Source organism: Terriglobales bacterium (assembly GCA_035624455.1).
Classification (GTDB): Bacteria; Acidobacteriota; Terriglobia; order Terriglobales; family Acidobacteriaceae; genus DASPRM01.
The window spans coordinates 80,163-100,987 of record DASPRM010000153.1; the positions used below are offsets into that span (position 1 = coordinate 80,163).

The 20,825-nt window shown below is 58.5% G+C and carries 22 protein-coding genes and 1 pseudogene; 10 read left to right on the forward strand and 13 right to left on the reverse strand.

Translation table 11 applies throughout. The features are described from left to right. Positions 1–24: 24 nt before the first annotated feature. Positions 25–900, reverse strand: a complete 876-nt coding sequence (locus VEG30_17290) for a hydroxymethylglutaryl-CoA lyase (GenBank protein HXZ81687.1) — start codon at positions 898–900, stop codon at positions 25–27. A 144-nt stretch (positions 901–1,044) separates the two neighbouring features. Then, entirely contained in the window at positions 1,045–2,736 is a 1,692-nt protein-coding gene (locus VEG30_17295; protein HXZ81688.1) for an acyl-CoA carboxylase subunit beta, read from the reverse strand. A gap of 130 nt (positions 2,737–2,866) precedes the next feature. Here VEG30_17295 and VEG30_17300 point away from each other — a divergent pair. Both VEG30_17300 and VEG30_17305 read left to right on the forward strand, forming a co-directional pair. Beyond that, positions 2,867–3,034: pseudogene (locus VEG30_17300) on the forward strand (BrnT family toxin). A gap of 63 nt (positions 3,035–3,097) precedes the next feature. Beyond that, positions 3,098–3,961, forward strand: a complete 864-nt coding sequence (locus VEG30_17305; GenBank protein ID HXZ81689.1) for an aminotransferase class IV — start codon at positions 3,098–3,100, stop codon at positions 3,959–3,961. A 94-nt stretch (positions 3,962–4,055) separates the two neighbouring features. On the opposite strand, the gene VEG30_17310 is transcribed toward VEG30_17305, so the two are convergent. From VEG30_17310 to VEG30_17325, 4 genes are all read right to left on the reverse strand, one after another. Next, complete coding sequence (locus VEG30_17310) at positions 4,056–4,673, reverse strand: enoyl-CoA hydratase/isomerase family protein (GenBank protein ID HXZ81690.1); 618 nt, start codon at positions 4,671–4,673, stop codon at positions 4,056–4,058. 240 nt (positions 4,674–4,913) lie between these two features. Next, on the reverse strand, positions 4,914–5,342 hold the full coding sequence (locus VEG30_17315; protein ID HXZ81691.1) for a cobalamin B12-binding domain-containing protein: 429 nt from the start codon (positions 5,340–5,342) through the stop codon (positions 4,914–4,916). Between the two features lie 286 nt (positions 5,343–5,628). After that, the gene (locus VEG30_17320; protein HXZ81692.1) at positions 5,629–6,243 is read right to left on the reverse strand and encodes a DNA-3-methyladenine glycosylase; all 615 of its coding nucleotides are present in this window, start codon (positions 6,241–6,243) and stop codon (positions 5,629–5,631) included. Between the two features lie 206 nt (positions 6,244–6,449). Next, on the reverse strand, positions 6,450–6,794 hold the full coding sequence (locus tag VEG30_17325) for a hypothetical protein (protein ID HXZ81693.1): 345 nt from the start codon (positions 6,792–6,794) through the stop codon (positions 6,450–6,452). Between the two features lie 226 nt (positions 6,795–7,020). On the opposite strand from VEG30_17325, the gene VEG30_17330 reads away from it, so the two are divergent. The 5 genes from VEG30_17330 to VEG30_17350 all read left to right on the forward strand — a co-directional run bounded on the left by VEG30_17330 (position 7,021) and on the right by VEG30_17350 (position 11,373). Next, positions 7,021–7,689, forward strand: coding sequence for an NUDIX domain-containing protein (locus VEG30_17330; protein ID HXZ81694.1), 669 nt, complete (start codon positions 7,021–7,023; stop codon positions 7,687–7,689). A 338-nt stretch (positions 7,690–8,027) separates the two neighbouring features. Further along, positions 8,028–8,987, forward strand: a complete 960-nt coding sequence (msrP, locus tag VEG30_17335) for a protein-methionine-sulfoxide reductase catalytic subunit MsrP (protein ID HXZ81695.1) — start codon at positions 8,028–8,030, stop codon at positions 8,985–8,987. Between the two features lie 32 nt (positions 8,988–9,019). Further along, positions 9,020–9,658, forward strand: coding sequence for a protein-methionine-sulfoxide reductase heme-binding subunit MsrQ (locus VEG30_17340; GenBank protein ID HXZ81696.1), 639 nt, complete (start codon positions 9,020–9,022; stop codon positions 9,656–9,658). Positions 9,659–9,842: 184 nt separating this feature from the next. After that, complete coding sequence (locus VEG30_17345) at positions 9,843–10,568, forward strand: formylglycine-generating enzyme family protein (GenBank protein HXZ81697.1); 726 nt, start codon at positions 9,843–9,845, stop codon at positions 10,566–10,568. Positions 10,569–10,704: 136 nt separating this feature from the next. Beyond that, a complete protein-coding gene (locus VEG30_17350; protein ID HXZ81698.1) occupies positions 10,705–11,373 on the forward strand; it encodes a haloacid dehalogenase type II in 669 nt (222 codons plus the stop codon). A gap of 260 nt (positions 11,374–11,633) precedes the next feature. Here VEG30_17350 and aroA read toward each other — a convergent pair whose 3' ends face one another. The 3 genes from aroA to VEG30_17365 all read right to left on the reverse strand — a co-directional run bounded on the left by aroA (position 11,634) and on the right by VEG30_17365 (position 14,538). Next, entirely contained in the window at positions 11,634–12,926 is a 1,293-nt protein-coding gene (gene aroA, locus VEG30_17355) for a 3-phosphoshikimate 1-carboxyvinyltransferase (protein ID HXZ81699.1), read from the reverse strand. Between the two features lie 170 nt (positions 12,927–13,096). After that, on the reverse strand, positions 13,097–13,513 hold the full coding sequence (locus tag VEG30_17360; GenBank protein ID HXZ81700.1) for a hypothetical protein: 417 nt from the start codon (positions 13,511–13,513) through the stop codon (positions 13,097–13,099). Between the two features lie 224 nt (positions 13,514–13,737). Then, positions 13,738–14,538 (reverse strand): alpha/beta hydrolase, encoded by an 801-nt coding sequence (locus tag VEG30_17365; protein ID HXZ81701.1) that lies wholly within the window; start codon positions 14,536–14,538, stop codon positions 13,738–13,740. Positions 14,539–14,723: 185 nt separating this feature from the next. On the opposite strand from VEG30_17365, the gene VEG30_17370 reads away from it, so the two are divergent. Beyond that, positions 14,724–14,864, forward strand: coding sequence for a hypothetical protein (locus VEG30_17370; protein ID HXZ81702.1), 141 nt, complete (start codon positions 14,724–14,726; stop codon positions 14,862–14,864). 104 nt (positions 14,865–14,968) lie between these two features. Here the strand turns inward: VEG30_17370 and VEG30_17375 are convergent, their stop codons facing one another. Both VEG30_17375 and VEG30_17380 read right to left on the reverse strand, forming a co-directional pair. Beyond that, a complete protein-coding gene (locus VEG30_17375; GenBank protein HXZ81703.1) occupies positions 14,969–15,295 on the reverse strand; it encodes a PspC domain-containing protein in 327 nt (108 codons plus the stop codon). Between the two features lie 162 nt (positions 15,296–15,457). After that, on the reverse strand, positions 15,458–16,687 hold the full coding sequence (locus tag VEG30_17380) for a tetratricopeptide repeat protein (GenBank protein ID HXZ81704.1): 1,230 nt from the start codon (positions 16,685–16,687) through the stop codon (positions 15,458–15,460). Positions 16,688–17,046: 359 nt separating this feature from the next. Here VEG30_17380 and VEG30_17385 point away from each other — a divergent pair, with 359 nt between their 5' ends. Further along, complete coding sequence (locus VEG30_17385) at positions 17,047–17,355, forward strand: hypothetical protein (GenBank protein HXZ81705.1); 309 nt, start codon at positions 17,047–17,049, stop codon at positions 17,353–17,355. Between the two features lie 206 nt (positions 17,356–17,561). On the opposite strand, the gene thiD is transcribed toward VEG30_17385, so the two are convergent. Further along, on the reverse strand, positions 17,562–18,368 hold the full coding sequence (gene thiD, locus VEG30_17390) for a bifunctional hydroxymethylpyrimidine kinase/phosphomethylpyrimidine kinase (protein ID HXZ81706.1): 807 nt from the start codon (positions 18,366–18,368) through the stop codon (positions 17,562–17,564). Between the two features lie 228 nt (positions 18,369–18,596). On the opposite strand from thiD, the gene VEG30_17395 reads away from it, so the two are divergent. After that, positions 18,597–19,331, forward strand: coding sequence for an NAD(P)H-binding protein (locus tag VEG30_17395; protein ID HXZ81707.1), 735 nt, complete (start codon positions 18,597–18,599; stop codon positions 19,329–19,331). 584 nt (positions 19,332–19,915) lie between these two features. Here the strand turns inward: VEG30_17395 and VEG30_17400 are convergent. Then, positions 19,916–20,825 (reverse strand): prepilin-type N-terminal cleavage/methylation domain-containing protein (locus VEG30_17400; GenBank protein HXZ81708.1); only part of this gene is annotated, 910 nt, incomplete at its 5' end.

The window sequence follows — 20,825 nt, forward strand, 5'->3', positions numbered from 1 at the left end:
TATGATGATCTGTGATGATCCGTCTCACCCGTGACTATTGCTTCCGAATTTTCTAGCGATATCTGCTGACATCGCGACCACGTTGTCCAGAGGCTTGCGGATCGGTACGGGCGCACCCACCTGTTTTAGCGCCTCCAACACGCGCTCCGTCGGGATGTTGCCGACCAACTCATCCTGCGCAAAGGGACATCCGCCGAGACCACCGATGACAGAATCGAAGCGGCGGCAACCTGCATTGTACGCGGCCAGAATTTTGCTCTCCGCTTGATCGGCGCGGCTGTGGAGGTGAACGCCGAGGTCGAGATAGGAATACTTCTCCATGACCGCTGAGACAAGTTCGCCGATCAGCAACGGCGTTGCCAGGCCTACAGTGTCAGCGAGCGATATCTGCTGAATTTCCATGCTCTCGAGCAGACTGACGGCCTCCACGACCTCGTCGACGTTCCACAGATCGCCGTAAGGATTTCCGAGGGCCATAGAAATGTACACCACAACGTCCAGCCCAGCCTGGTCAGCACGTTTCTCGATCTTCTCGAGCTCCTCGAGCGCATCCTCCAGCGACTGCTTCTGATTGTTCTCGAGGAATGTGGGCGAAACCGAGTAAGGGAAACCCAGCGTGCGCACGGCTTCGGTTGCCACCGCGCGCTCGGCGCCCTTCTCATTTACCACGATTCCGATGATCTCGACGTCGTCGGGCGGATCGAGTTGCTTCAAAACCTGCTCGGAGTCGGCCATTTGCGGGATCGCCTTTGGGGAGACGAACGAAACGGCATCAATGTGCTTAAAGCCCGCACCGATCAGAGCGCGCAGGTATTGGACCTTCACCTCGGTAGGAATCTGACCCTTCAGGCCTTGCCAGGCGTCGCGGGGGCATTCGATTAGTTTCAAGCTTTCAGCCATCAGCAGTCAGCACTCGCCAGTACAATTCGCCGCGGATTAACACGCATGATCACAGATGTTGGATGATTTCAGCGCTGGTAGAGAGTCCAATTTAGGTCCAGCGGCCTTTCTAGCACCTGTGTCAACCGGCAGTCCTTGGCAGTTTTAAGTTTGCAGAACGCCCACACTGAACTTCGGCACCTCGGGATTCAGAGATGCCGCAGAGAGAGCGGCGATGATGGCGTCGCGCGTGTCCAGGGGATCGATAATGGCGTCGATCCAGAGCCGTGCTGCGCCGTAGCGCGGATCGGTCTGCTCGTCGTACGTTTGCTTGACGGATTCGAAGAGCTGCATTCTCTCCTCGGCGCTCAGTTTCTTGCCGCCGCGTTCCAGTTGCTTGATCTTGATCTCCACCAGCGTGCCGGCGGCAGAATCGCCGCTCATCACCGCGTAGCGCGCCGAGGGCCAGGCGAACAGGAAGCGCGGATCGTAAGCTTTTCCGCACATTGCATAATGCCCGGCGCCAAATGATCCGCCGACTATCAAGGCGATTTTCGGCACCACGGAATTGGAGACGGCGTTCACCATCTTCGCTCCTGCTTTAATGATGCCGCTCCACTCCGCGTCGCGTCCCACCATGAATCCGTTCACATCGTGGAGAAAAACCAGAGGCACGAGGTTCTGATTGCAGTCCATGATGAAGCGTGCCGCCTTTTCCGCCGATTCGGTGTACACCACGCGCCCGAACTCCACGCGCTTATGGCCCTGTTCATCGGTTTGCTGCTGATGCAGAGCCTGGTTGGCAACGACGCCCACCGCGTATCCCCCAATGCGGGCGAAGCCGCAGATCAGCGTCTTGCCATACTCGGCTTTGTACTCATCGAAGCGGCTGCTGTCCACAATGCGCGAGATAATCTCTTTCATGTCGTAGGGCCGCGCGGCATCGGACTCGAAAATTCCGTAGAGTTCCTCTGCGGCATACAGCGGAGCCTCGGGCTTGGCGCGGTCGAATGGCGCTCGCGGCCGCTCACCCATCTTGTCCACCAGCGACCGGATTCGCTGCAGGCAGGCTTCATCGTTGGGTTCGTGATAGTCGATGGTGCCACTGATGGCGGAATGCATCGATGCGCCGCCCAATTCTTCGGCTGAGACCTTCTGCCCGATCGCCGCCTGCACCAGCGCCGGCCCGGCCAGGAAGAGGCCGCTGCCATCGGTCATCAGGACGTGATCGCACATGATGGGGAGATAGCCGCCGCCAGCTACGCACATACCCATGATGGCGGCGATTTGCGGAATCCCTTTCGCCGACATGACCGCATTGTTGCGGAAAACGCGGCCGAAATCGTCGGTGTCAGGAAAAACATCTTCTTGCAGCGGCAGAAACACTCCGGCGGAATCCACCAGGTAGACCGTTGGAATGTGATTGTCGATGGCGATGTTTTGCGCACGAATGACCTTCTTGGCGGTCATGGGAAAGAAGGCACCGGCCTTCACGGTGGCATCGTTGACGATGAGCATGAAGGTGCGGCCGTGGATTCTGCCCAGGCCGGTGATAACGCCAGCCGCCGGCGCTCCTCCCCATTCCTCGTACATGCCGTGCGCAGCGTAAATGCCGAGTTCGAACAGTTCCGTGCCGGGGTCGAGCAGCAGATTGATGCGCTCGCGCGCGGTCAGGCGTCCCTTGGCGTGCTGAACTTCAATGGCCTTGGGACCACCGCCTTCGCTGATGCGCGCTTCTTCGTTGCGCACCTGCGAGACCAGATCGGCCATCGCCCGCATGTTCTTCTCGAAGCGGGCGGAGGTGGCATCGATCCGGGTTTCGAGGACGTTGGTGGCTTCCGAGGAGATGGGTTTCATACGGCGCGCGCTGCTGTGAATCGCGAACCAACTACGGTATACCAGCGCTGCAGAACCGCGCAAACAAGACCGAAAGATTCCGGGTGCTTGAATTCACGCTAATCCAAGCAATGTTGGACAAGCGGGTATACTGGGAGGCGGATGCAATTCGTGGGACCCGCACAAGGACGCTGCCAATCGCCGCAAGCATGCCGTGGGCTTACGAGAAGCTGCAACAGTTTTTGGGGATCCTCTGGCGACAACATTCCCGGATGTAGATCATTCCATCTCCGAACAGCGCTTTCTCACGATTGGCACATCGGCAAGGCGGTATTCCCCCAAACTCCCTTGTGTTACAAAGGAGTCTCGCGAGAAACCGGGCATGCATAAATTCGTCTATCACAACGATCGCCTGATCCCCATGGAGCAGATCCGCCTCTCCCCAGGCCAGGCCGGCCTGCTAAACGGCTGGGGAGTGTTTACGACCATCCACGTCGCGGAGGGGCAGCCCTTCGCGTTCGAGCGTCACTGGGCCCGGCTCACTGGCGACGCTAAACGGATCGAGATGCCGGTGCCTTACACCCCGGAGAAGATCCGGCAAGCGATCAGCGAGTTGCTGCACACCAATCGGGTGAGCACGGCGGCGCTGCGGATTTATTTTGTGCTGAATCGCGCCGGGATCTGGTCGAGCGACGAACCGTTCCCGGTGGTGGATCTCATCATGTACTCCATCGATCTGCCGCAGCGCGTGGGGCCGACGCGACTAAGTGTGATGGCGCACGGCCGTCATGCGGCGCATCCGCTGGCGGGAACCAAGGTGACTTCGTGGCTGCAAAACGCGTGGACGCTGGAGCAGGCGCACCATCAGGGTTGCGATGACATGCTGCTGCTCAACGAGCGCGGCGAAGTTTCGGAATGCACCGCCGCCAATATTTTTGCCGTCCATGCCGGAACGGTGGTGACACCGCCGCTGAACAGCGGATGCCTGAATGGAGTAACGCGGCAAATTCTTTTTGAAGAGGCGCCGAGAATCGATCTGCCAGTGATGGAGCGGGCATTCGCGATCGAGGAACTCTACAAGGCCGACGAAGTATGTATCTCCTCGACTACGCGGCACGTGCAGCCGGTGGGACAGATTGGCGAACATAAGTACTCGCAGGCGCCGGGGCCGATCACCGAACGGATGGAACGATTGTTCGCGGAATACTTCGAGCGATATCTGGCAAAGTCGAAGGTGGAGGTGTGACTTGGCGTTGTGGGAACGGCCCCGCTCTGACGCGACATCCCTGAGCTAATACTGTGCAAGCGAGATCAACTACCCCGCCCTAGCCAAAAGACGGCTAGAGTGGGGCACCCTCAGGGTTCTTCGTCCCATTTATCCGATTGCAGAGCCGGAGGGCTTCTGTGAGCGGATCGCCTGCAACCGCGTCGACCAGTCCTGCGGCGAGCGCTTGAGGGGCACGCAGCTTTTCCGCTGCCACGAACATTTGCAGCGCCTTTGCGCGCCCGATGAGGCGCGGCAGACGTTGCGTGCCGCCCCACCCGGTGATCAGTCCCAGCGCGGCCCCACGATGTCCAAACTCGGCGTTAGGCGCGGCAATCCGGTAGTCGCAAGCCAGGACCAGATCTAATCCTCCGCCCATACAGTAGCCGTGAATCGCCGCACAGACGGGAGCGGGAAAGTCGTCGACAAGTTGGGTCAGAGCCTGACCCATCTGAGCAAAAGCAAGCGCATCGCTGCTCAGCAAAACGATCTCACTCAGGTCGGCGCCGGCGGAGAAGAACTTTTCGTTGCCTGTAATGATCAATGGGCTTGGCGGCGATGTGCATGCGAGCTCGCGGACTGCCTTTGTGAGGGCGAGCACACAGGCACGCGAGAGGCGGTTGGTTCCGTCTGCTGAGACCAAGCGCAGGATAGATACCTTGTCGCGAGTCTCGATGCTGAAGAAGTCGGGCAAGCAGCAATCAATCAGTAATCAGTAGTCAGTTCCGGGTCAGGTGTCGAGCTGCGCTCGACGTGCACGGAGGAGACATCCGTTCCCACGTGATTTTTGCGAGAAAAGCAAACCCGCTTTTGGCGAACAAGAGAGAAGGAACTACAGATCCATCGGCCGCCTGCGCCGGCCAGTGATGACAACGAACTGTGTCTATTTATTGCGCCGAAGGAACTGATCCTCATTGTGCCGAAAAAACCGTTCTTATTGCGCCGAAGAAACCGGTTCGCCCTTCACGTTGCTGCGAATGAACTGCACGATTTCATCCATCGGCGTGCCCGGCTGGAAGACGGCTGCGACGCCCTGCTGCTTGAGTCCGGCGACGTCCTGATCGGGGATGATGCCGCCGACCAGCACCATGACATCTTCCATTTGATTCTGCTTCAGCAGTTCCATGACGCGCGGCACGATGGCGTTATGCGCGCCGGAGAGGATGGAGAGGCCGATGACGTCCACATCTTCCTGGAGAGAGGCGGTGACGATCATCTCGGGAGTCTGGCGGAGGCCGGTGTAGATGACTTCCATTCCGGCATCGCGCAGGGCGCGGGCGATGACCTTGGCGCCGCGGTCGTGGCCGTCGAGGCCCGGCTTGGCTACGAGGACCCGGATTTTCTTTTCACTCGCTTTGACCATTACGGTGTCTCGAAGCATACAACATGGCGGATTCGACGTCGCGGACGGAGGACACAGAGGAAAGTGCGCGGGCGGGGCGCTGGGTGTGGAAAGGGAGGGGATTGGGGCAGGAGTGTACAACTCAGTTAATCCCGTCTGCCCTGATCCCCGACACAAAACCAGAGAGTTATGCGAAGGGCGATTCGCTGCAAGCAAAGGACTTACTAAAGCAGAAACAAAACCAAGGAAACAATAGCCAGCTCACCAGGAGAAATCGTCGCAGGTCAGGTGTTGGCCCCAACGTAGCCTACTTGCGCTGTGGGTTGCCATCCTTCATCTCCGCGTAGCGCCACAGGTACCAGCAAGCAACGGAGCGATAGGGGTGCCACTTCTCGGCGATCTTCAGAATATATTTCGGCTTGGGCATTTTGCGTTTGCCGTAAGCCCGGCGGATGGCGGAATTCACACCGTAATCGACGGTAGGCATGACGTTCGGCCGTCTAAGGGCAAAGATCAGGAACATCTGCGCTGACCAAACCCCAATACCCTTGACGCGGGTAAGGTGCTCGATCACGTCTTCGTCGGTCATAGCAGGCAGCCGGTCGAATTCAATTTCGCCGCTGTGCGTGCGCTCAGCGAGGTCGCGAATGTAGGAGAGCTTCTGCTTGGAAAGCCCGACGGCGCGCATCTGGGCTTCGCTGAGCGCGAGGATCGATTCCGGAGTCAGGGTGCCGCCCGCGGCGACGACCAGACGATCGAAGATGGCGCGGGCTGCGCTGCCGTGCAACTGCTGGAAGACAATCGATCGCACCATGCTTTGGAAAGTGGGATCGCGGAAGGTCAGACGGCAGGGTCCGACGCGCTCGATGATGGCGGCAAGCACAGGATCGGATTTTTTCAGATGGCGAACCGCGTGACGCATGCTCCTCATAGAGATTGGGGCTAGTGGCGCGTGGATGCGGAAATTCGCCGCCGTACACCGATCGGAGCAAGAACTGGACCTAAACCCAAGAATCAGGGTGTCGCCCTAAGTCAGCAGCTCTGTGTTCAACAATATTGAAAAAGAAAATTCGTAGCCTGTCCCTGCGACGGCGAGACGCGAGCCGTCGGAACGGTACATAGAAGGACTCAGAACTCGAAGTAGCCCGCCGAGGCGCGGTGTGGGGCGCCATCGGTTCCGGTGGCCGGCAGCAGGCCCACGACGCTGCGCAGAGTCTCCCAGGCGGCCTGGTTGAGGGCGGGGTCGGCGCCGACGAGGTCGCGGATCATCTGCCAGGCAGCGATGTTGAGGGCGCCGTCGGGGGGCGGTCCCATGGCGAGCGAAACTGAGCACTGCGAGCAGAAGCAGATGCGCTGCGCCGCGGATTTCTGCCGCGGCCGGATGCCTACCGTCTGGGCGAACATGTACACCGCTACAGACTTGTGCCCCGCTTCCAGCTCGCGATTACAGCGAAGACAAAACAGGTTTTCCAAGCCTACCTTCCTGGGGCCAATGTGGCGTTAAGGGAATACTGGCGTCTGCTGCAAGGACCGCGCAAGTATGCAGCGAGATTCCCGGCATCGGGACCAACCCGTGAAAGACCAGCGACAACTAAGTTAGAAGTCAGAAGTTGGAAGCTGGGCGTAAACGTTGGCGGTAAGGAGGCCAGGCGGCCAGGCAGAGAATCAAGCTGTGCTCTAGGCAGAAGGTCGCGGCATCGTGCACTCTGCTGCAATGAAATTGAGCGTGGACATCATGGATGATAACGAACTGCATTTGCCTGCCGGGCGGACCAAGGGTCGAGGGTATCCAGGATTCGCGAAATTTTTTCGCCTCTCACATCTTCGCCGACTCCGGGGCAGCGAGCAGGTGGCGGCTGTCTGCTACCGTGTGCGAAATAGGACGATCGAATTCCTCCTGGTGCGGACCCGGGGCGGGCGATGGACATTTCCCAAGGGCAGCCTCGAATCCGGTCTGACTCACGCGCAGACCGCCGCCCTGGAAGCATTCGAAGAAGCGGGGGTGCATGGCCGCATGGAGGAGGCCTCCTTCGCGCGTTATGTCCGCCGCAAGCGTGGCGACGCACAGGACTCGCCAATCGAGCTGGCTGTCAATGCGCATCTCTGCGAGGTGCTGCGGCAGGATCCGCCGCAGGAGTTTGATCGTAATCCGACATGGTTTCCTCCCGAGAAAGCCAAGCGACGGCTGCGCGAAGACCGCTCACCGGAATACGGGGCCGAGCTTTCGCGCGTGGTTGACCGCGCCCTGATGCGCATACGGCAACTTCGAAATGGCACACATCCTTCCGGTGATGCGCTACAGAAGGTGACGTTCATTGACGACGCCCGGAGACGATTGAGCCGGGGGAAAGCTCGCAAGAAGAAGTAATCCTCAGTCGAGCTGCGCTCGCCCTGAACGGACGGGGCGTCCGTTCCCACGTGATTCTCGTGGACAGGGTTGCGTCGCCGCCTTTGCCGGCTAGTGACGACAATATTGTTGGGGGCGCCTCGGCACGAATAAAGATCGTGCCCTTTTCACGGCCCCCAGCCTCCGCCCAAAGACGGCGGAAGGGTGGGGCAAGCCCCTTTCCAAATTCTTACGGTTTGAATGCGCACTTTGCTGGCCGCCACCGCCGCATGAAACTTTTCCCATTCTCTGAGCGTCCAACCTTGTAGCAATCCGGTTCTTCATTTGGATCGTATTGATAACAGAGGACAACGTATCTGATGTTGATTAAGAAGCCTAACGATATTCCTTCGTCTGAGATCACCCCTAAGTCCACTTACATGAATCGGCGCAAATTCATGACGGGGGTGGCCGCGGGAGGCGCGCTGTTGGTGGCAGGCAGATTTCTCGGCCATCTCCTATCGCCGCACGAAACTGTGAGCGCTGCCGCCAAACTTGATGCCGCCAAGAGCCAATTCAGTACTACTGAGAAACAAACCCCGTTAAACGACATCACGAACTACAACAACTTCTACGAATTCAGTACCGATAAATACGAGCCGGCTCACCTGGCGCAGTCGCTGCAAACGCGGCCCTGGGCGGTCGAAGTTGCCGGGCTGGTACAGAAGCCTCGCACTCTCGAGATCGACTCGATCTTGAAGTCGTCTCGGTTGGAGGAGCGCATCTACCGCCACCGTTGCGTGGAGGGCTGGTCGATGGTGATTCCCTGGGTGGGCTTCCCGCTCAGCGCATTGCTCAAGCAGCTCAATCCTCTGGGAACCGCCAAGTATGTGCAGTTCACCACCAAGTACGATCCCAAGCAGATGCCCGGGCAGCGCTATGGCGTGCTCGATTGGCCTTATGTCGAGGGTCTTCGCATGGACGAAGCCATGCATCCTCTGACGATTCTGGCAGTGGGGCTCTATGGCGAAGAATTGCCCAAGCAGGATGGCGCACCCATCCGCCTGGTGGTCCCCTGGAAGTACGGCTTCAAGAGCATCAAATCCATCGTGAAGATCAACTTTGTGGAGAAGGAGCCTACGACTACGTGGTCGGCTGCGGCGCCCAATGAATATGGGTTCTATTCCAATGTGAACCCGGATGTTGACCATCCCCGCTGGAGCCAGAAAACCGAGAGGCGGATCGGCGAGTTTTACAAGCGCCCCACCCTGATGTTCAACGGCTACGGTGATCAGGTGGCTGGACTGTACACAGGCATGGATTTGCGAAAATACTTTTGAGGGCGATCGAGAGGAACACCAGGGACAACAGAATGACCAAGGCTCAAATCAGGTTCTTAAAAGTCCTCGTGTTCCTGCTCTGCCTGGGACCGGTCGCGCATCTGGTGTGGAAGGGTTTTCACGGGATGCTGGGGGCCAATCCGATCGAGGTGATCACCCATTCTACGGGTGACTGGACGCTTCTGTTTCTGCTGTTCACGCTCAGCATCACGCCCCTGCGGAAACTCACCGGATTCTTAGAGCTCATCCGCTTCCGGCGCATGCTCGGCTTGTTTGCCTTCTTTTACGCGACACTGCATTTCATGACTTACATCTGGCTCGATAAGTTTTTTGACGTACATGAGATGCTGGCCGACATCGCCAAGCGCAAATTCATCACGGTGGGATTCACGGCATTCGTGCTGCTGATTCCGCTGGCGCTGACCTCGACCAGCGGGATGATCCGCCGCCTGGGGGGCAAGCGCTGGCGCGGGCTGCATCGGCTGATTTACGCCAGTGCAGCTCTGGGGGTTTTTCATTACCTCTGGTTGGTGAAGGCAGACATCCGCCGGCCTCTGTACTACGGCATAGCACTCGCTGTCCTGCTACTCTGGCGACTTCTGAGCTGGGCAATTCCCTTCTTCTCGCACCGGCCTGCTGCTCCGAAAGACGTCTCCTACGTCAGCAATTAGTCTTGAGAGTGTCATCCTGAGCGAGGACGGGAATACAAACCCCGTCCGAGTCGAAGGATCTTGCGTTTGCAGGCGGGTGCCATTCTAGCTTTGTTTTGGCGAAAATGTCCCTGCGAGCACATTTACAATCTAAAGCTGTTGCTGAGGGCCAATTGCTGATTACTAATTGCTGAGTGCTTCCTTCATGAACATGGCAGCCCCACAAATCCTGCCCGTAATCGAGCCGCAGATGATCGTGGTTCCCGCGGGCTGGTTCCTGATGGGCTGTAACTCAGGGCAGGACGTGGAAAAGCCGGTACACCGGATCTGGGTCGACACATTCTCGCTCGCCTCAACCCAGGTCTCCAATTCCCAGTACGCTCGGTATCTGGAAGAGACTGGCAGTCCTGCACCGCCCTTCTGGCAGAATCCCGATTTTCGCGACCCCCATCAGCCGGTTGTAGCCATCACATGGTTTGAAGCGGCGGTGTACTGCGATTGGCTGTCTCGCTCGATCGGCAGGCATTATCGGCTCCCCACCGAAGCAGAGTGGGAACGTGCCGCGCGCGGTGGCCGCGAGGGTCTGCTGTTTCCCTGGGGCAATGAGCCTCCGCAGTCGCGGGCGCATTACGGCGCGCGTTGGAAGTCCGGACCGGAGCCGGTCGCCACTTCCGAGCCCAATGCATATGGGCTCCGCGAAATGTGCGAGAACGTTCATGAGTGGTGCAGTGACTGGTTCCAGGCGGATTACTACGCAACTTCGCCGGAGCGCAATCCGCAAGGGCCTGCGACGGGTAGTCGCAAGTCATCGCGCGGCGGCTCGTGGCGGCATCACATCAAGATTTCGCGCTGCTCGGCCCGCTCCAGCATCCCACCGGAATTTCAGTACGCTGATTACGGCTTTCGCGTGGCCTGCGATCTTGCGGGTTAGCATCAAGATGGTCGGTTCGAAAAAGAAAGAGCAATTTTAGGGAGTTGAAGTTCCTGGATGCTTCCAAGAACTGCAGGTCCCTCGGCCCGCTGCAGCGGGCCTCGTCATGACAACAGCCGGCAGGAGGATTTCCCGCATGCCGCATGCCCTGGGTTTCGACGTTTACGGCACCCTGGTTGACGTCCACGCCCTGGTGGAGCAGCTCCGGTCGTTTGCCGGCGACCAGGCGCAGCATCTCTCCGAACTCTGGCGCCAGAAGCAGGTGGAGTACGCTTTCCGCCGCGGCCTGATGCGCAATTACCAGGACTTCGGCGTCTGCACGGCGCAGGCGCTCACGTTTGCGCTGCGATCGCTCAAGATCAATCTGCCTGAAGCCGATGAGCTGCGCATGCTCTCGCAATATTTGAATCTTCCACCCTACTCTGACGTGGTCTCCGGTCTGGAGATACTGAAGGCCAATGGCCACCGAGTCGTGGCTTTCTCCAACGGCACGGAAAAGACAGTGCACAGCGTGCTCGATAACGCCGGGATTCTGTCACTCTTCTCGGAAGTGATCAGCGTGGATGATTTGAAGACTTTCAAGCCCGATCCGCGGGTTTACGAGTACCTGGCAGAGCGCCTGGGCCGCGATAAGGGATCCGTCTGGCTTGTCTCGTCCAATGCCTGGGACGTCATCGGCGCCAAATCGGCGGGCCTGAAGGCAGCCTGGATCCGCCGCAAAGAAGAAGCCGTCTTCGATCCCTGGGAAATCGAGCCTGACGTTGTGGTTCACGATCTGATGGAGCTGGGAAAAGCTTTTTCCTGATCGCGGGTGTGGCGCAAACACTCTTGTCCGCGACTGGCTGTCTTTCGGAATGCACGACGTGCGGGCTGTTTTGTGTGACTGTCCACCCAGGTTAGCGCCGTAACTGCACGGCGCGAACCTGGGGGCACCTGCTCGAAGCACAGGCCCTGAAGGAGGCGCGCCATGATCCACGTTGGCGTTGATCTTCACCGATGACAGACTGAAATTTTCTGAGTTCTCACACAGACTTTGCTGTCCCGGTCGCCTCAAAGACCCGATGCCTATCGTTCCGCCACCTGCTCCAGCACTTCGTAAAATTCCGGATAGGAAATTCGCGCGGCGTCGGCGCCTGATATGAGTGTCTCCCCACTCGCGCGCAAGGCTGCAACTGCAAATGCCATGGCAATGCGGTGATCACCAAAGGAGTCGATCTCTGCGCCATGAAGGGTCTGCCGCCCGGGGATTCGCAGGCCATCTTCGAATTCCTCGACCTGGGCGCCCATCTTGCGGAGATTGACCGCAATTGAGGTGATGCGGTCTGATTCTTTCACTCGCAGTTCGCGCGCGTCGCGAATCTCCACGCCATCGCTGGTATAGGGCGCGATCGCCGCCAGAACAGGAATCTCATCGATGAGAGCGGCCGTCTGCGCGCCCGAGATTTTCGCGCCCTTGAGCGACCCCACCTCCATGTGAATCGTCCCCACCGGCTCGCCACGATGTTCCTCCAGGTTGAGGACCCGCGGGCGCGCACCCATCGCAGTCAGTACGTCCAGCAGCACGCCACGTGTAGGATTCAGGAGCAATCCATCAATGACCAGGTTGGATTCGGGAAACAGAGCCGCCGCGCACATGAAAAAAGCGGCTGATGAAAGATCGCCGGCCACGGTGGCTTCAATGGCGTGCAGCTTTTGGCCGCCCCGGAGTCCGGCTCGATTCCCGCTTCGCTTCACCTCCACCCCGAACTCGTGCAGAGCCACTTCCGTGTGATCGCGAGTTCGCAGCGGCTCCTCAACCCAGGTCTGGCCGTCGGCAAATAATCCCGCAAGCAAGACGGCCGACTTTACCTGCGCGCTGGCGACGGGCATGCGGTAGTCAATTGCATGCAGATTTCCGCCCGTGATCCGCAATGGCGGGCAGCCACCATGGGACTCGATCTTCGCTCCCATAGCAGTGAGCGGATCGATAACCCGCTGCATCGGACGACGCGAGAGTGACTCGTCGCCGATCATCTCGCTGGTAAACGACTGCCCCGCCGCGATCCCCGACAGCATGCGCATAGTCGAACCGGAGTTTCCGCAGTCAAGCGGGCCGGAGGGAGGCTGCAACTGGAGATCCAAGCCTTCGATCTCAATCATGCCGTCACGATGTTCGACTGTGCATCCCAGTGCTGCCACGCAGCCCAGGGTGCTTGCGCAATCGGCACCGGTTGAGTAGTTTGCCAGCTGGGTCTTGCCTTTGGCGATCGCGGCCAGCATGGCGTAGCGATGCGAAATGGATTTGTCACCGGGAAAACGGATGGCTCCCAGCACATTCTTCGCGGGACGAATTGTCACCACGTTACGACTCTGATCCACGCTTGTCTGGCATCCAGAGTAACCGATTCGTGCGTTCCTCGACTCGTCATATGCCGGGCTATGCGGTGGTGTAATTATCGGACCCCAGGTTAGCGCCGAACTGCACGGCGCGAACCTGGGGCACCTGACGGCCCTTGCTCAGGATGTCTGGTGAAATTTGCCAGATTAGTTTAACGGCGCGCTTGCGCGGCTGAGAGCTCGCCGAGGATTTCCGGGGCTACTTCCTTGATCGCCACCCCAAACTCGAACATGGGAGTTTCGGCACCTCTGCCCCAACGATTGACCTCCCAATGCGCTCGCACAAATTTAGTTTCCGGGTGAGGCTTCAGATCCAGTAGTAGAGGATGCTGACCTCGATAGAACTTCTGCGGAAACGACACCAGCGGCTTCCCTGCCCACGTCTTTGCATCGGCGGAGCCATAGATGCTTACGTCCAGCGACTCCTGTTCAATGATGTTGGTGATGTCGAGGGTCAGCAGGAAGACTTTATTAGCTGCGCCACTGACGTCTATGGGCTGGCCATCACCTTTGGCGTTGACCACCGTTTTCTCGGGAACCAGGAAGGAATCGATCATGGCGGCGGCCATTGTAGCGCGTGCACATTAATCCCTGAAACCCCCGAAAAGCCCTTGATTCCAGCCTCCCCCAAAAGAGGGCGGAAGGGTGGGCTACGCGCGGAGGCCAGCTTGATAGGTCCTGTCGAGCTGTGCTCGACCTGAACGGACGAGGACGTCCGTTCCCACGTGATTCTGCTGCATCAAGCACATTAACTGCAGATTCGTCGGAGAGTTGAATCATGCAGAACTATTTTCTAGCTCCTGACTGGGAGCTGCTCGAGGAAGCCTCGCATCACCCGGTGCATCTCCTCCGGTTGCTCAAAAGCGGCAACATGACCGCCCTTGGGGATAACCCTTAGCAGGCTGCCCTCAATTCCTTGATGCATCAGCTGAGCTTCTGAAACCGGAGTGAGCGAATCCTCCTCACCAACAACTATTAGAGTTGGAACGTCGATCGTCTTCAGTGTGGTGATGGAATCCGGCCTGGCTGCCAGCCCGCGCTGTACTGCTGCGACTGCGGCTACGCTCATTTTGTCCATCATGGCGCGCACCTGGGCAGCGAGATCTGGCCGAGAGGCGAGCGTGGCTTTGCTTACCAGCTTGGGAACCATGCTATCGAAAAATAGATCCGGGCCACGCTTCTCTACATCCTCGGCAGAGCTAAGCCGGGCCCGACGGCCCTCTTCCGTGTCCGGGCCAGCGCGTGTATTGCAAAGGATCAGGGCCTGCACCCGCTCCCGCGCTCTGCGCCAGAGCTCGAACAGGATGTATCCACCGATAGAGATTCCGCCGAAGATTGCTTTGTCGGCTCCGGCTTCGTCGCAGATTCGCAGCACATCGGCGACGTGCTTCTGCATGGTAGCTACGCCATCCCCCAGCCCTGATTCTCCATGGCCGCGCAAGTCGGGAAGAATCACTCGATATCGCGTGGAGAGCCTCTCAGCAACAGGCATCCAGACGAGGTAATTCAAGGGAAAGGCGTGCAGCAGCACCAGTGGAGGACCCTGGCCGAGAACTTCATAGAACAACTCAGCGTCGCCGCTATGGATCATCATCGGCGGAAGGATATCAACTCACTGGCGAGGTTGTAAGGCACACATGCGCGCGGGCTAAGGAAAAATACCTGCGTGAAGTACAGCAAAGTACCGAAGGCGCGGGCTATGGCCGCGCATCAGTTAAAGCAGAAAGCGCAACGTGCCGATGTCCTGGAAAGAGGTACGGAGCGAAAGAGGAATCAAATATGGGCCGGGTTATCGAGTTTTACATTCCGGATTCGTTCCAGCCGAAGTGGCAACGATCCGCTGAATCGAAAGAGCAGCCGGGAGAAGAGCGCGGAAAGCTGATCGAATTTCCCAGCGCGGAAAACCAGAAGTCTGCCTGATGACAGGCAGGGTTGCCTGTCCTACACAGGGAGTGGCTGTTCCACAGAGGTTCGGCTGTCAGGCCGCACAGACTGTTGCGTAGTGAAGGGCAGCTTCCGGTGATTTAGGAATGCTGCCCGGTTACGGAGATCGCGTTGGTCGCGGGAACGCTCGGCGGCGGGGCTTCGGGCACGATGATCCACGCCACGATGTAGGCGATGATCCCCAGGGGCAGCGTCAGCAAGATAATAAATACGAAGAGAAGCCGAACCAGAGTCACATCCGCATCGAAGTAATCCGCAAACCCCGCTGCTACCCCTCCTATTTTCCTGTCTGTGCGTGAGCGCATCAACTTCTTAGGCATGTAAGTTTGACCGCCTATCAGCCTGCCGCAGTATGCGCAGACGCGGGCGTCATCCTGAATTTGTTTGCCGCAATAATTGCAGAACATCGCTTCCCTCCCAGCGAGCTGATTAGAAGCGCACGCCCCCAGTTCACAGCTCGTCCATCGGAACTGGTCCTCTCTAGAATACGCTTCCACGCTGTCCCTGGTTCCCGGAGACCCAAGGGGTGCGGAATAGAGTCTAAGTCTTTTTTATTTCGCAGGTTACGCTTAGGGGTTCTGGTAGGGCTCTCTCAGGTGCTTGCGTGCGAGTTCAGCGCGGGCTCCAGTCCCGTCGGAGGCAATCACCGCCTCATATCTCTTGACGGCATCATCACGCTTATTGATGAGGTCATACATTTCGCCCGCCCCCAGCGTAGCTCGGGCGCGCATGTCGGGATCAACCTTGGCGTTTTGCAGGACTCTGTCGTAAGCATCGGCAGCACCGGCATAGTCGCGCTGCCCGCGAAGAGCTTCGGCGAGCCCGTAGTAGACCATGGCCAACCGTGGATCGCCATATACACCCACCTGCGCATTGGAAAGGATTTGGCGATAGCTGGCGACAGCCTCCGGCCCGTGTCCCCCGGCGTTATAAAGATTCGCCAACTCCAAAGCAAAAAGAAAATTGTGCGGATAGATGCCGCAAAGGCCATCGATCAGTTTGATGGCTTCCGTGTAGCGTTGCTCGCGCCGCAGGAATAGCGCCAGGGCGATGGCCGAGTCTACCGTGTTCTCGCCTCCGCCGTTGATGGCGTCATAGAGATACTCGATGCCCTTCTTCTTGCTGCCGCTCAGTCCGACGATCGATGCCGCCACTTTGGTGGCGAAGTTCAGGCTCCCGATCACGTAATTGTGAATGCCCACGATCATCTTGGCATCGCTGTAGTTGGGATTGAGTTCCAGCACTCTCTCATGATCGTGGCGTGCCCCCACGGCGCTGCGCAAAGCAGAAAACCAGGCCTTTTCGATCAGCCCGATGTACATGGCGTGCAATCCCCGCGTGACTCCGCGGGTATAGAGGGCGTCAACGTCATTGGGATTGGACTTGAGCTTCGTTTCGGAAAGCCCTAGGGAACGCTCCGTCAGTTCCCGGATCCGCGTCTTTACCGTGGGGTCCATGGGAAACTGTTTGCTGTTCAGGAAGGCGTCCTTCGCATACAGCTCCGAATCGAGGGCTCCAATCCGGTACATCTCCCTGAAGATTACACCGGAGAGCAGGTGATTGACGGCAAACGGATCGTTGGGCGCGAGCTCGACGGCGAGCTCAAACTCCCGCACCGCTTTGTCGTAGTCGAGATTGTAGAAATAATCAAATCCGCGGCGAGTATGGGGATCATCCGGACGGAAGTGAATGATCCGCTGGATGGGCGCCGCCTGGCCCTGCGCGTTGCCACTTCCGGCCAGCACACAGGCACAGCCGAATAAAAGACGCGCCGCAAACGCGCGGGGGAGGCGTTTCATAGCTACCTGTAAGAAAGTCTACAGGATTTGAATGATGACAACCGCCACTCCGGGTACTTTTGACACGGATACAACAGTGTGGTGACAAAAAACTTCTCACTTTGAGTAAAACTTTCGGATCGCGGGAGAACCTGATTCACCAATTGTCAATGCAACCCGTTGCAAGGTTGAATCTTGTATAGCGCACCTGGTTTGGTCCGAAACGTGCGCGATATGTTCGGGGATCGCTTATGGATCAGGCAGCACAAGGTGTCCAGCACGAATTTTGGCGTCCGGCCATGCAACATACGCAGTCGCCCGCGCTAAGTACTTCCGTTTCTATCCCAATTGACGCCTGCCACACGTGTGGAACCGAATTCATGGTGGGGGCCCGGTTCTGTCACGTTTGCGGTGCGTTGCGGGAGCCAGTCATCACCTCAGCCTCGAAGAGGATCGCCCATTGGCTCGACATCCAGCGGCTGTCCAATTTTCTGGAAATGTCCCTGGGATCGCTGATCGCCCTGTTCGTGGGAATTGTCTGTGTCGCGGCCGCTATTCTGACCGGCCTCATCTACACAGCGAATACGGTTTTGGATTGGCAGGCGATCCAGCTCTGGCGGATGGAATGGCTGCTGGCTGCCACTACCTCGTTCGTCGCCGGCATTCTGCTGAAGAAGGCAAAGAAGTAAACTGAAATCTTTCGCGAACTCTGGCCTTCGGCCGCTCCTCCAGGCCAACGGGTTAGCGCATCTCGAATCGCTGCAAGCTAAAAAGCAGGTCCCTCGACTCCGCGCCCGCGACCGCACAAGATGCGGGTCCAAAGGCGGCTGAGTGCGTTGCTCGGGATAACAACTTCGGAGAGAGCATGATGTGCTCAGTGACGGTTTTCACTTTTCTATCTCCCGAGCAGTAGATTTAGCGGGCCCGTTCCCCGTCCTATCGGGTGCGCGCTAGAAATTGCTTCTCGTACGAAGTCCCTGGTCTCAGCAACGGCTTCCCCGATCTGCTTCCCGAGAGCTAAATTGCACGCCAGTGCCATAGCGAAGGCGCAGCCTGTCCCATGGGTTGACCGGGATTCGATTCGCTCGCCTGTGAGAACCTTTTGCACGCGGCCTGAGTCCGCCTCCAGACTCACCAGCTCCGCCGGGTGCGCCAGGTGCCCGCCAGTAATGACTACTCCTCGGGCTCCCAGCTCATGCAGGCGCAGAGCTGCAGCTTTCATTTCATCCACATTGCGCACACGCATGCCTGTAAGCGCCTCGGCCTCGTTCAGGTTAGGCGTGACAACCTTGGCGAGGCGCAGCAAGCGCTCTCGCAGAACCGTAACGCCTTGCTGATCGAGCAACTCCACTCCTGAACTCGAGCTCAGAACTGGATCCAGAACCACGTGTTTAGGCACCGCGCTTTCGAGGAAATCCGCAACCGCTGTGGCCACCGGGCCCGACCCGAGCATGCCGATGCGGACGGCGGCAAGGTCCACGTCAGCCGCCAATTCCTCGAGCGTCGCCTTGACCAGCTCCGGATTGAGCGTCACCACCGACTTCACTCCCTGCGTCGATTGCACCGTCAGCGCAGTGATGCACGTAACCGCATAGCATCCGTGGGAGGCAGCAGTCTTGATGTCCGCCGTGATCCCTGCTCCTGACGAGGGATCGTATCCGGCGATGCTGAGCACGATTGGCGGTGCGTGAGTGCCGTCCACCTGCTAGAGCCTCCTTTCCTGCCCTAGAAGTTATCAAGCTATCTCATGGAAGCGTCTGTTTCCCTCAGGGGCTAAAAGTGTGTGCGTGAAGCCGCGCCCTTTCAAGGCCGTATGAGATAGCCTTCAGATTAATAAGGCCAAACACGGAACATGTTACCCTCCGCTGGAAAAAGAAATCTTCGCCATCCATTCTGCCCGGGCGCACGTAATAGTTGTTGGTGGAGATGAATGCCCGACGTAACCCACTCCGTGCTCGTAGCAGGCGCCCCAGGATACATGGGCCGGCGCCTAATCCCCGTCATGATGAACCGCGGCCATGACGTGCGCGCGCTGGTGCGGCCTGGTTCCGAGCACAAGCTGTCATCGCAATGCCAGACGGTGATGGGCGATCCACTCCGCCGCGAAACCTATGCCGATCGAATCGCGCCCGCCGATACCTGGGTCCATCTGGTGGGCGTGCCTCACCCTGGTCCGTCTAAAGCCGCCGATTTTCGGGCCATTGATCTGAAATCGGTTGAAGAGGCAGTGCCCTCAGCAGTGAAAGCCGGTATTGGCCATCTTGTCTATGTCAGCGTGGCGCATCCCGCCCCGGTAATGAAGGCCTACATTGAAGTACGGCAGCAGTGCGAACAGATTATTCGCGACAGCGGCCTGCGAGCCACCATTCTGCGCCCCTGGTATGTTCTCGGGGAGGGCCACCGCTGGCCTGTGGTGCTGAAGCCCGCATACTGGCTTTTAGAGAATTGCCCGGCACGCGTGATGCCGCTCGCCGTCTCGGGCTGGTCACGATCAGATGGCGCTGGCGCAGGCCGTGGAGGATCCTCCCGAGCGGCTCCGGATTGTTTCCGTCGAAGAGATCCGAAGAACCTCGTGAGCGCTGGCTTTCGCAAAACACCTGGCCCCTCGACTCGGACCGGGGTGGTTGTTCCTCGTCCTCGCTTAGGGTCACATGATGGGATCTAGCCAAGCAGCCACGCTTCCCGCACGACGGTAACCTTCCATAGCTCTTGCGATTGCCCGCCCGATTACCAAAGCCATGTTTACTCCGCCGTGCACCCGTCCTAGATTGCACACGGAAGGTCATAGAGGAATTGGACGGTGGTGCCCGCTCCCTCCGAACGCCGGGGCCAAGCGAGGTAACCCTCGCAATCTCAATCGGGAGAGCACCGATGTGGCGCTCGCTTTATATCGCGCTCGGCATTCTGGTAGCCCGTTGGGTGTATGGCCGGACAAGCAAGTCGGTGGATACGCTCAGCCGGCTGCGCCAGGGAGGCCTCTAGACCGACCAGGGCCACAGGGTCCAAGGGCCATGCAGTAACAATGCGCTGTCACTGCCGTGTCGGCTGGCGGATTGCACTTCTCCGCCAGCCGATTTCGGTCCAAGAGCCTGCTGCGATGTGCAGCGCTACTCAATTCTCAAAGATCGTAATGGTCGCGGTCCTGCCGAAGCATTCAAGAACTCATAAAACGGGTGGCCGTTCCGTAGAGGACGAATCACCGTTGCCCTACGGCAGGCTGAACTAAAAGGGACTTGGGCAACCCTTTAGCTACTGCGGCAGCGGTGAGGGTGCCGGCTGCAAGCGGACCGTCTGCCCAGCTTGCGCCAGCGCCATGGCAGCGGTGATATTGCGAGGCGAGAGATCAAAAGTGCTCATCATGACTCCGTGCATCCCTGTCTGGGGATCGATCTGGGCGGTTTGCACGGTAAGAGTGAGAGCTACGTCCGTCACGTAGCTTACGCCATTCACAGCGGCAGTAGACGCCGAGAATGAACATCCTTTAACCGAGGTCACAAGCGCTTGCCCCGGATTCTTGTTCGCCTGGCTAACCGGCGTCGCAGAGCGGCTCAGTGTCCCGGTTGCAGGATCGCAGACATACTCCACGAGATACAAGCTGCCGTCGGCATTCACATCACCCAAAATATCCAGAGTGCCCGGCGAAACGGTTACTCCGTTTCCAATCACGCCAGTCGCGTAGACCGGAGCGCCAGTCGTGTGGTTCTGTGTGAAGATGCCGGTAATTTTATTGCCCGTGCTGTCGACATTAATGACTTGCACGACTTCGGCATTAACGCCGGTGTCCACACTTACTCTCTCGCCGGCATAAAACAAACCGGCATTACCGACCGCAACATTCTGGGAATTCCCACTGCTGACGACGGAACTGGTCAGCGAAGTGTTGGCAACTCCTGAGGAATTGATGAGACCGGCCTGCGTCAGTTCCTGGGAGATTAGCTCAATCGCTCCCCGCACGCCGGAATGCATGTCAGCACTCAACTGGTTTGAGGTGTAGTTCTTCTGAAAATAGTTCAGCAAACTGAACGCCGCCGCGGAAATCACCAGCAGCACCGCAACCGCTGCCATCAGCTCGAGCAACGAGAAGCCGCGTTGTGATTTGACTTGCATCTTGTCTAAAAGTTGGCCTTCACTGACACCAGGGTAGTAGGAGGCACGATCC

Excerpts from the sequence above, each read along its gene's own strand:
- VEG30_17295 (HXZ81688.1), bottom strand. The coding sequence starts at position 2,736 with ATGAAACCCATCTCCTCGGAAGCCACCAACGTCCTCGAAACCCGGATC.
- VEG30_17290 (HXZ81687.1), bottom strand. The coding sequence starts at position 900 with ATGGCTGAAAGCTTGAAACTAATCGAATGCCCCCGCGACGCCTGGCAA.
- VEG30_17395 (HXZ81707.1), top strand. The coding sequence starts at position 18,597 with ATGCCCGACGTAACCCACTCCGTGCTCGTAGCAGGCGCCCCAGGATAC.
- VEG30_17320 (HXZ81692.1), bottom strand. The coding sequence starts at position 6,243 with ATGCGTCACGCGGTTCGCCATCTGAAAAAATCCGATCCTGTGCTTGCC.
- VEG30_17305 (HXZ81689.1), top strand. The coding sequence starts at position 3,098 with ATGCATAAATTCGTCTATCACAACGATCGCCTGATCCCCATGGAGCAG.
- VEG30_17340 (HXZ81696.1), top strand. The coding sequence starts at position 9,020 with ATGACCAAGGCTCAAATCAGGTTCTTAAAAGTCCTCGTGTTCCTGCTC.
- VEG30_17350 (HXZ81698.1), top strand. The coding sequence starts at position 10,705 with ATGCCGCATGCCCTGGGTTTCGACGTTTACGGCACCCTGGTTGACGTC.
- VEG30_17315 (HXZ81691.1), bottom strand. The coding sequence starts at position 5,342 with ATGGTCAAAGCGAGTGAAAAGAAAATCCGGGTCCTCGTAGCCAAGCCG.
- VEG30_17370 (HXZ81702.1), top strand. The coding sequence starts at position 14,724 with ATGGGCCGGGTTATCGAGTTTTACATTCCGGATTCGTTCCAGCCGAAG.
- VEG30_17345 (HXZ81697.1), top strand. The coding sequence starts at position 9,843 with ATGAACATGGCAGCCCCACAAATCCTGCCCGTAATCGAGCCGCAGATG.
- VEG30_17365 (HXZ81701.1), bottom strand. The coding sequence starts at position 14,538 with ATGATGATCCATAGCGGCGACGCTGAGTTGTTCTATGAAGTTCTCGGC.
- msrP (HXZ81695.1), top strand. The coding sequence starts at position 8,028 with ATGTTGATTAAGAAGCCTAACGATATTCCTTCGTCTGAGATCACCCCT.
- VEG30_17375 (HXZ81703.1), bottom strand. The coding sequence starts at position 15,295 with ATGTTCTGCAATTATTGCGGCAAACAAATTCAGGATGACGCCCGCGTC.
- VEG30_17380 (HXZ81704.1), bottom strand. The coding sequence starts at position 16,687 with ATGAAACGCCTCCCCCGCGCGTTTGCGGCGCGTCTTTTATTCGGCTGT.
- VEG30_17385 (HXZ81705.1), top strand. The coding sequence starts at position 17,047 with ATGGTGGGGGCCCGGTTCTGTCACGTTTGCGGTGCGTTGCGGGAGCCA.
- VEG30_17360 (HXZ81700.1), bottom strand. The coding sequence starts at position 13,513 with ATGGCCGCCGCCATGATCGATTCCTTCCTGGTTCCCGAGAAAACGGTG.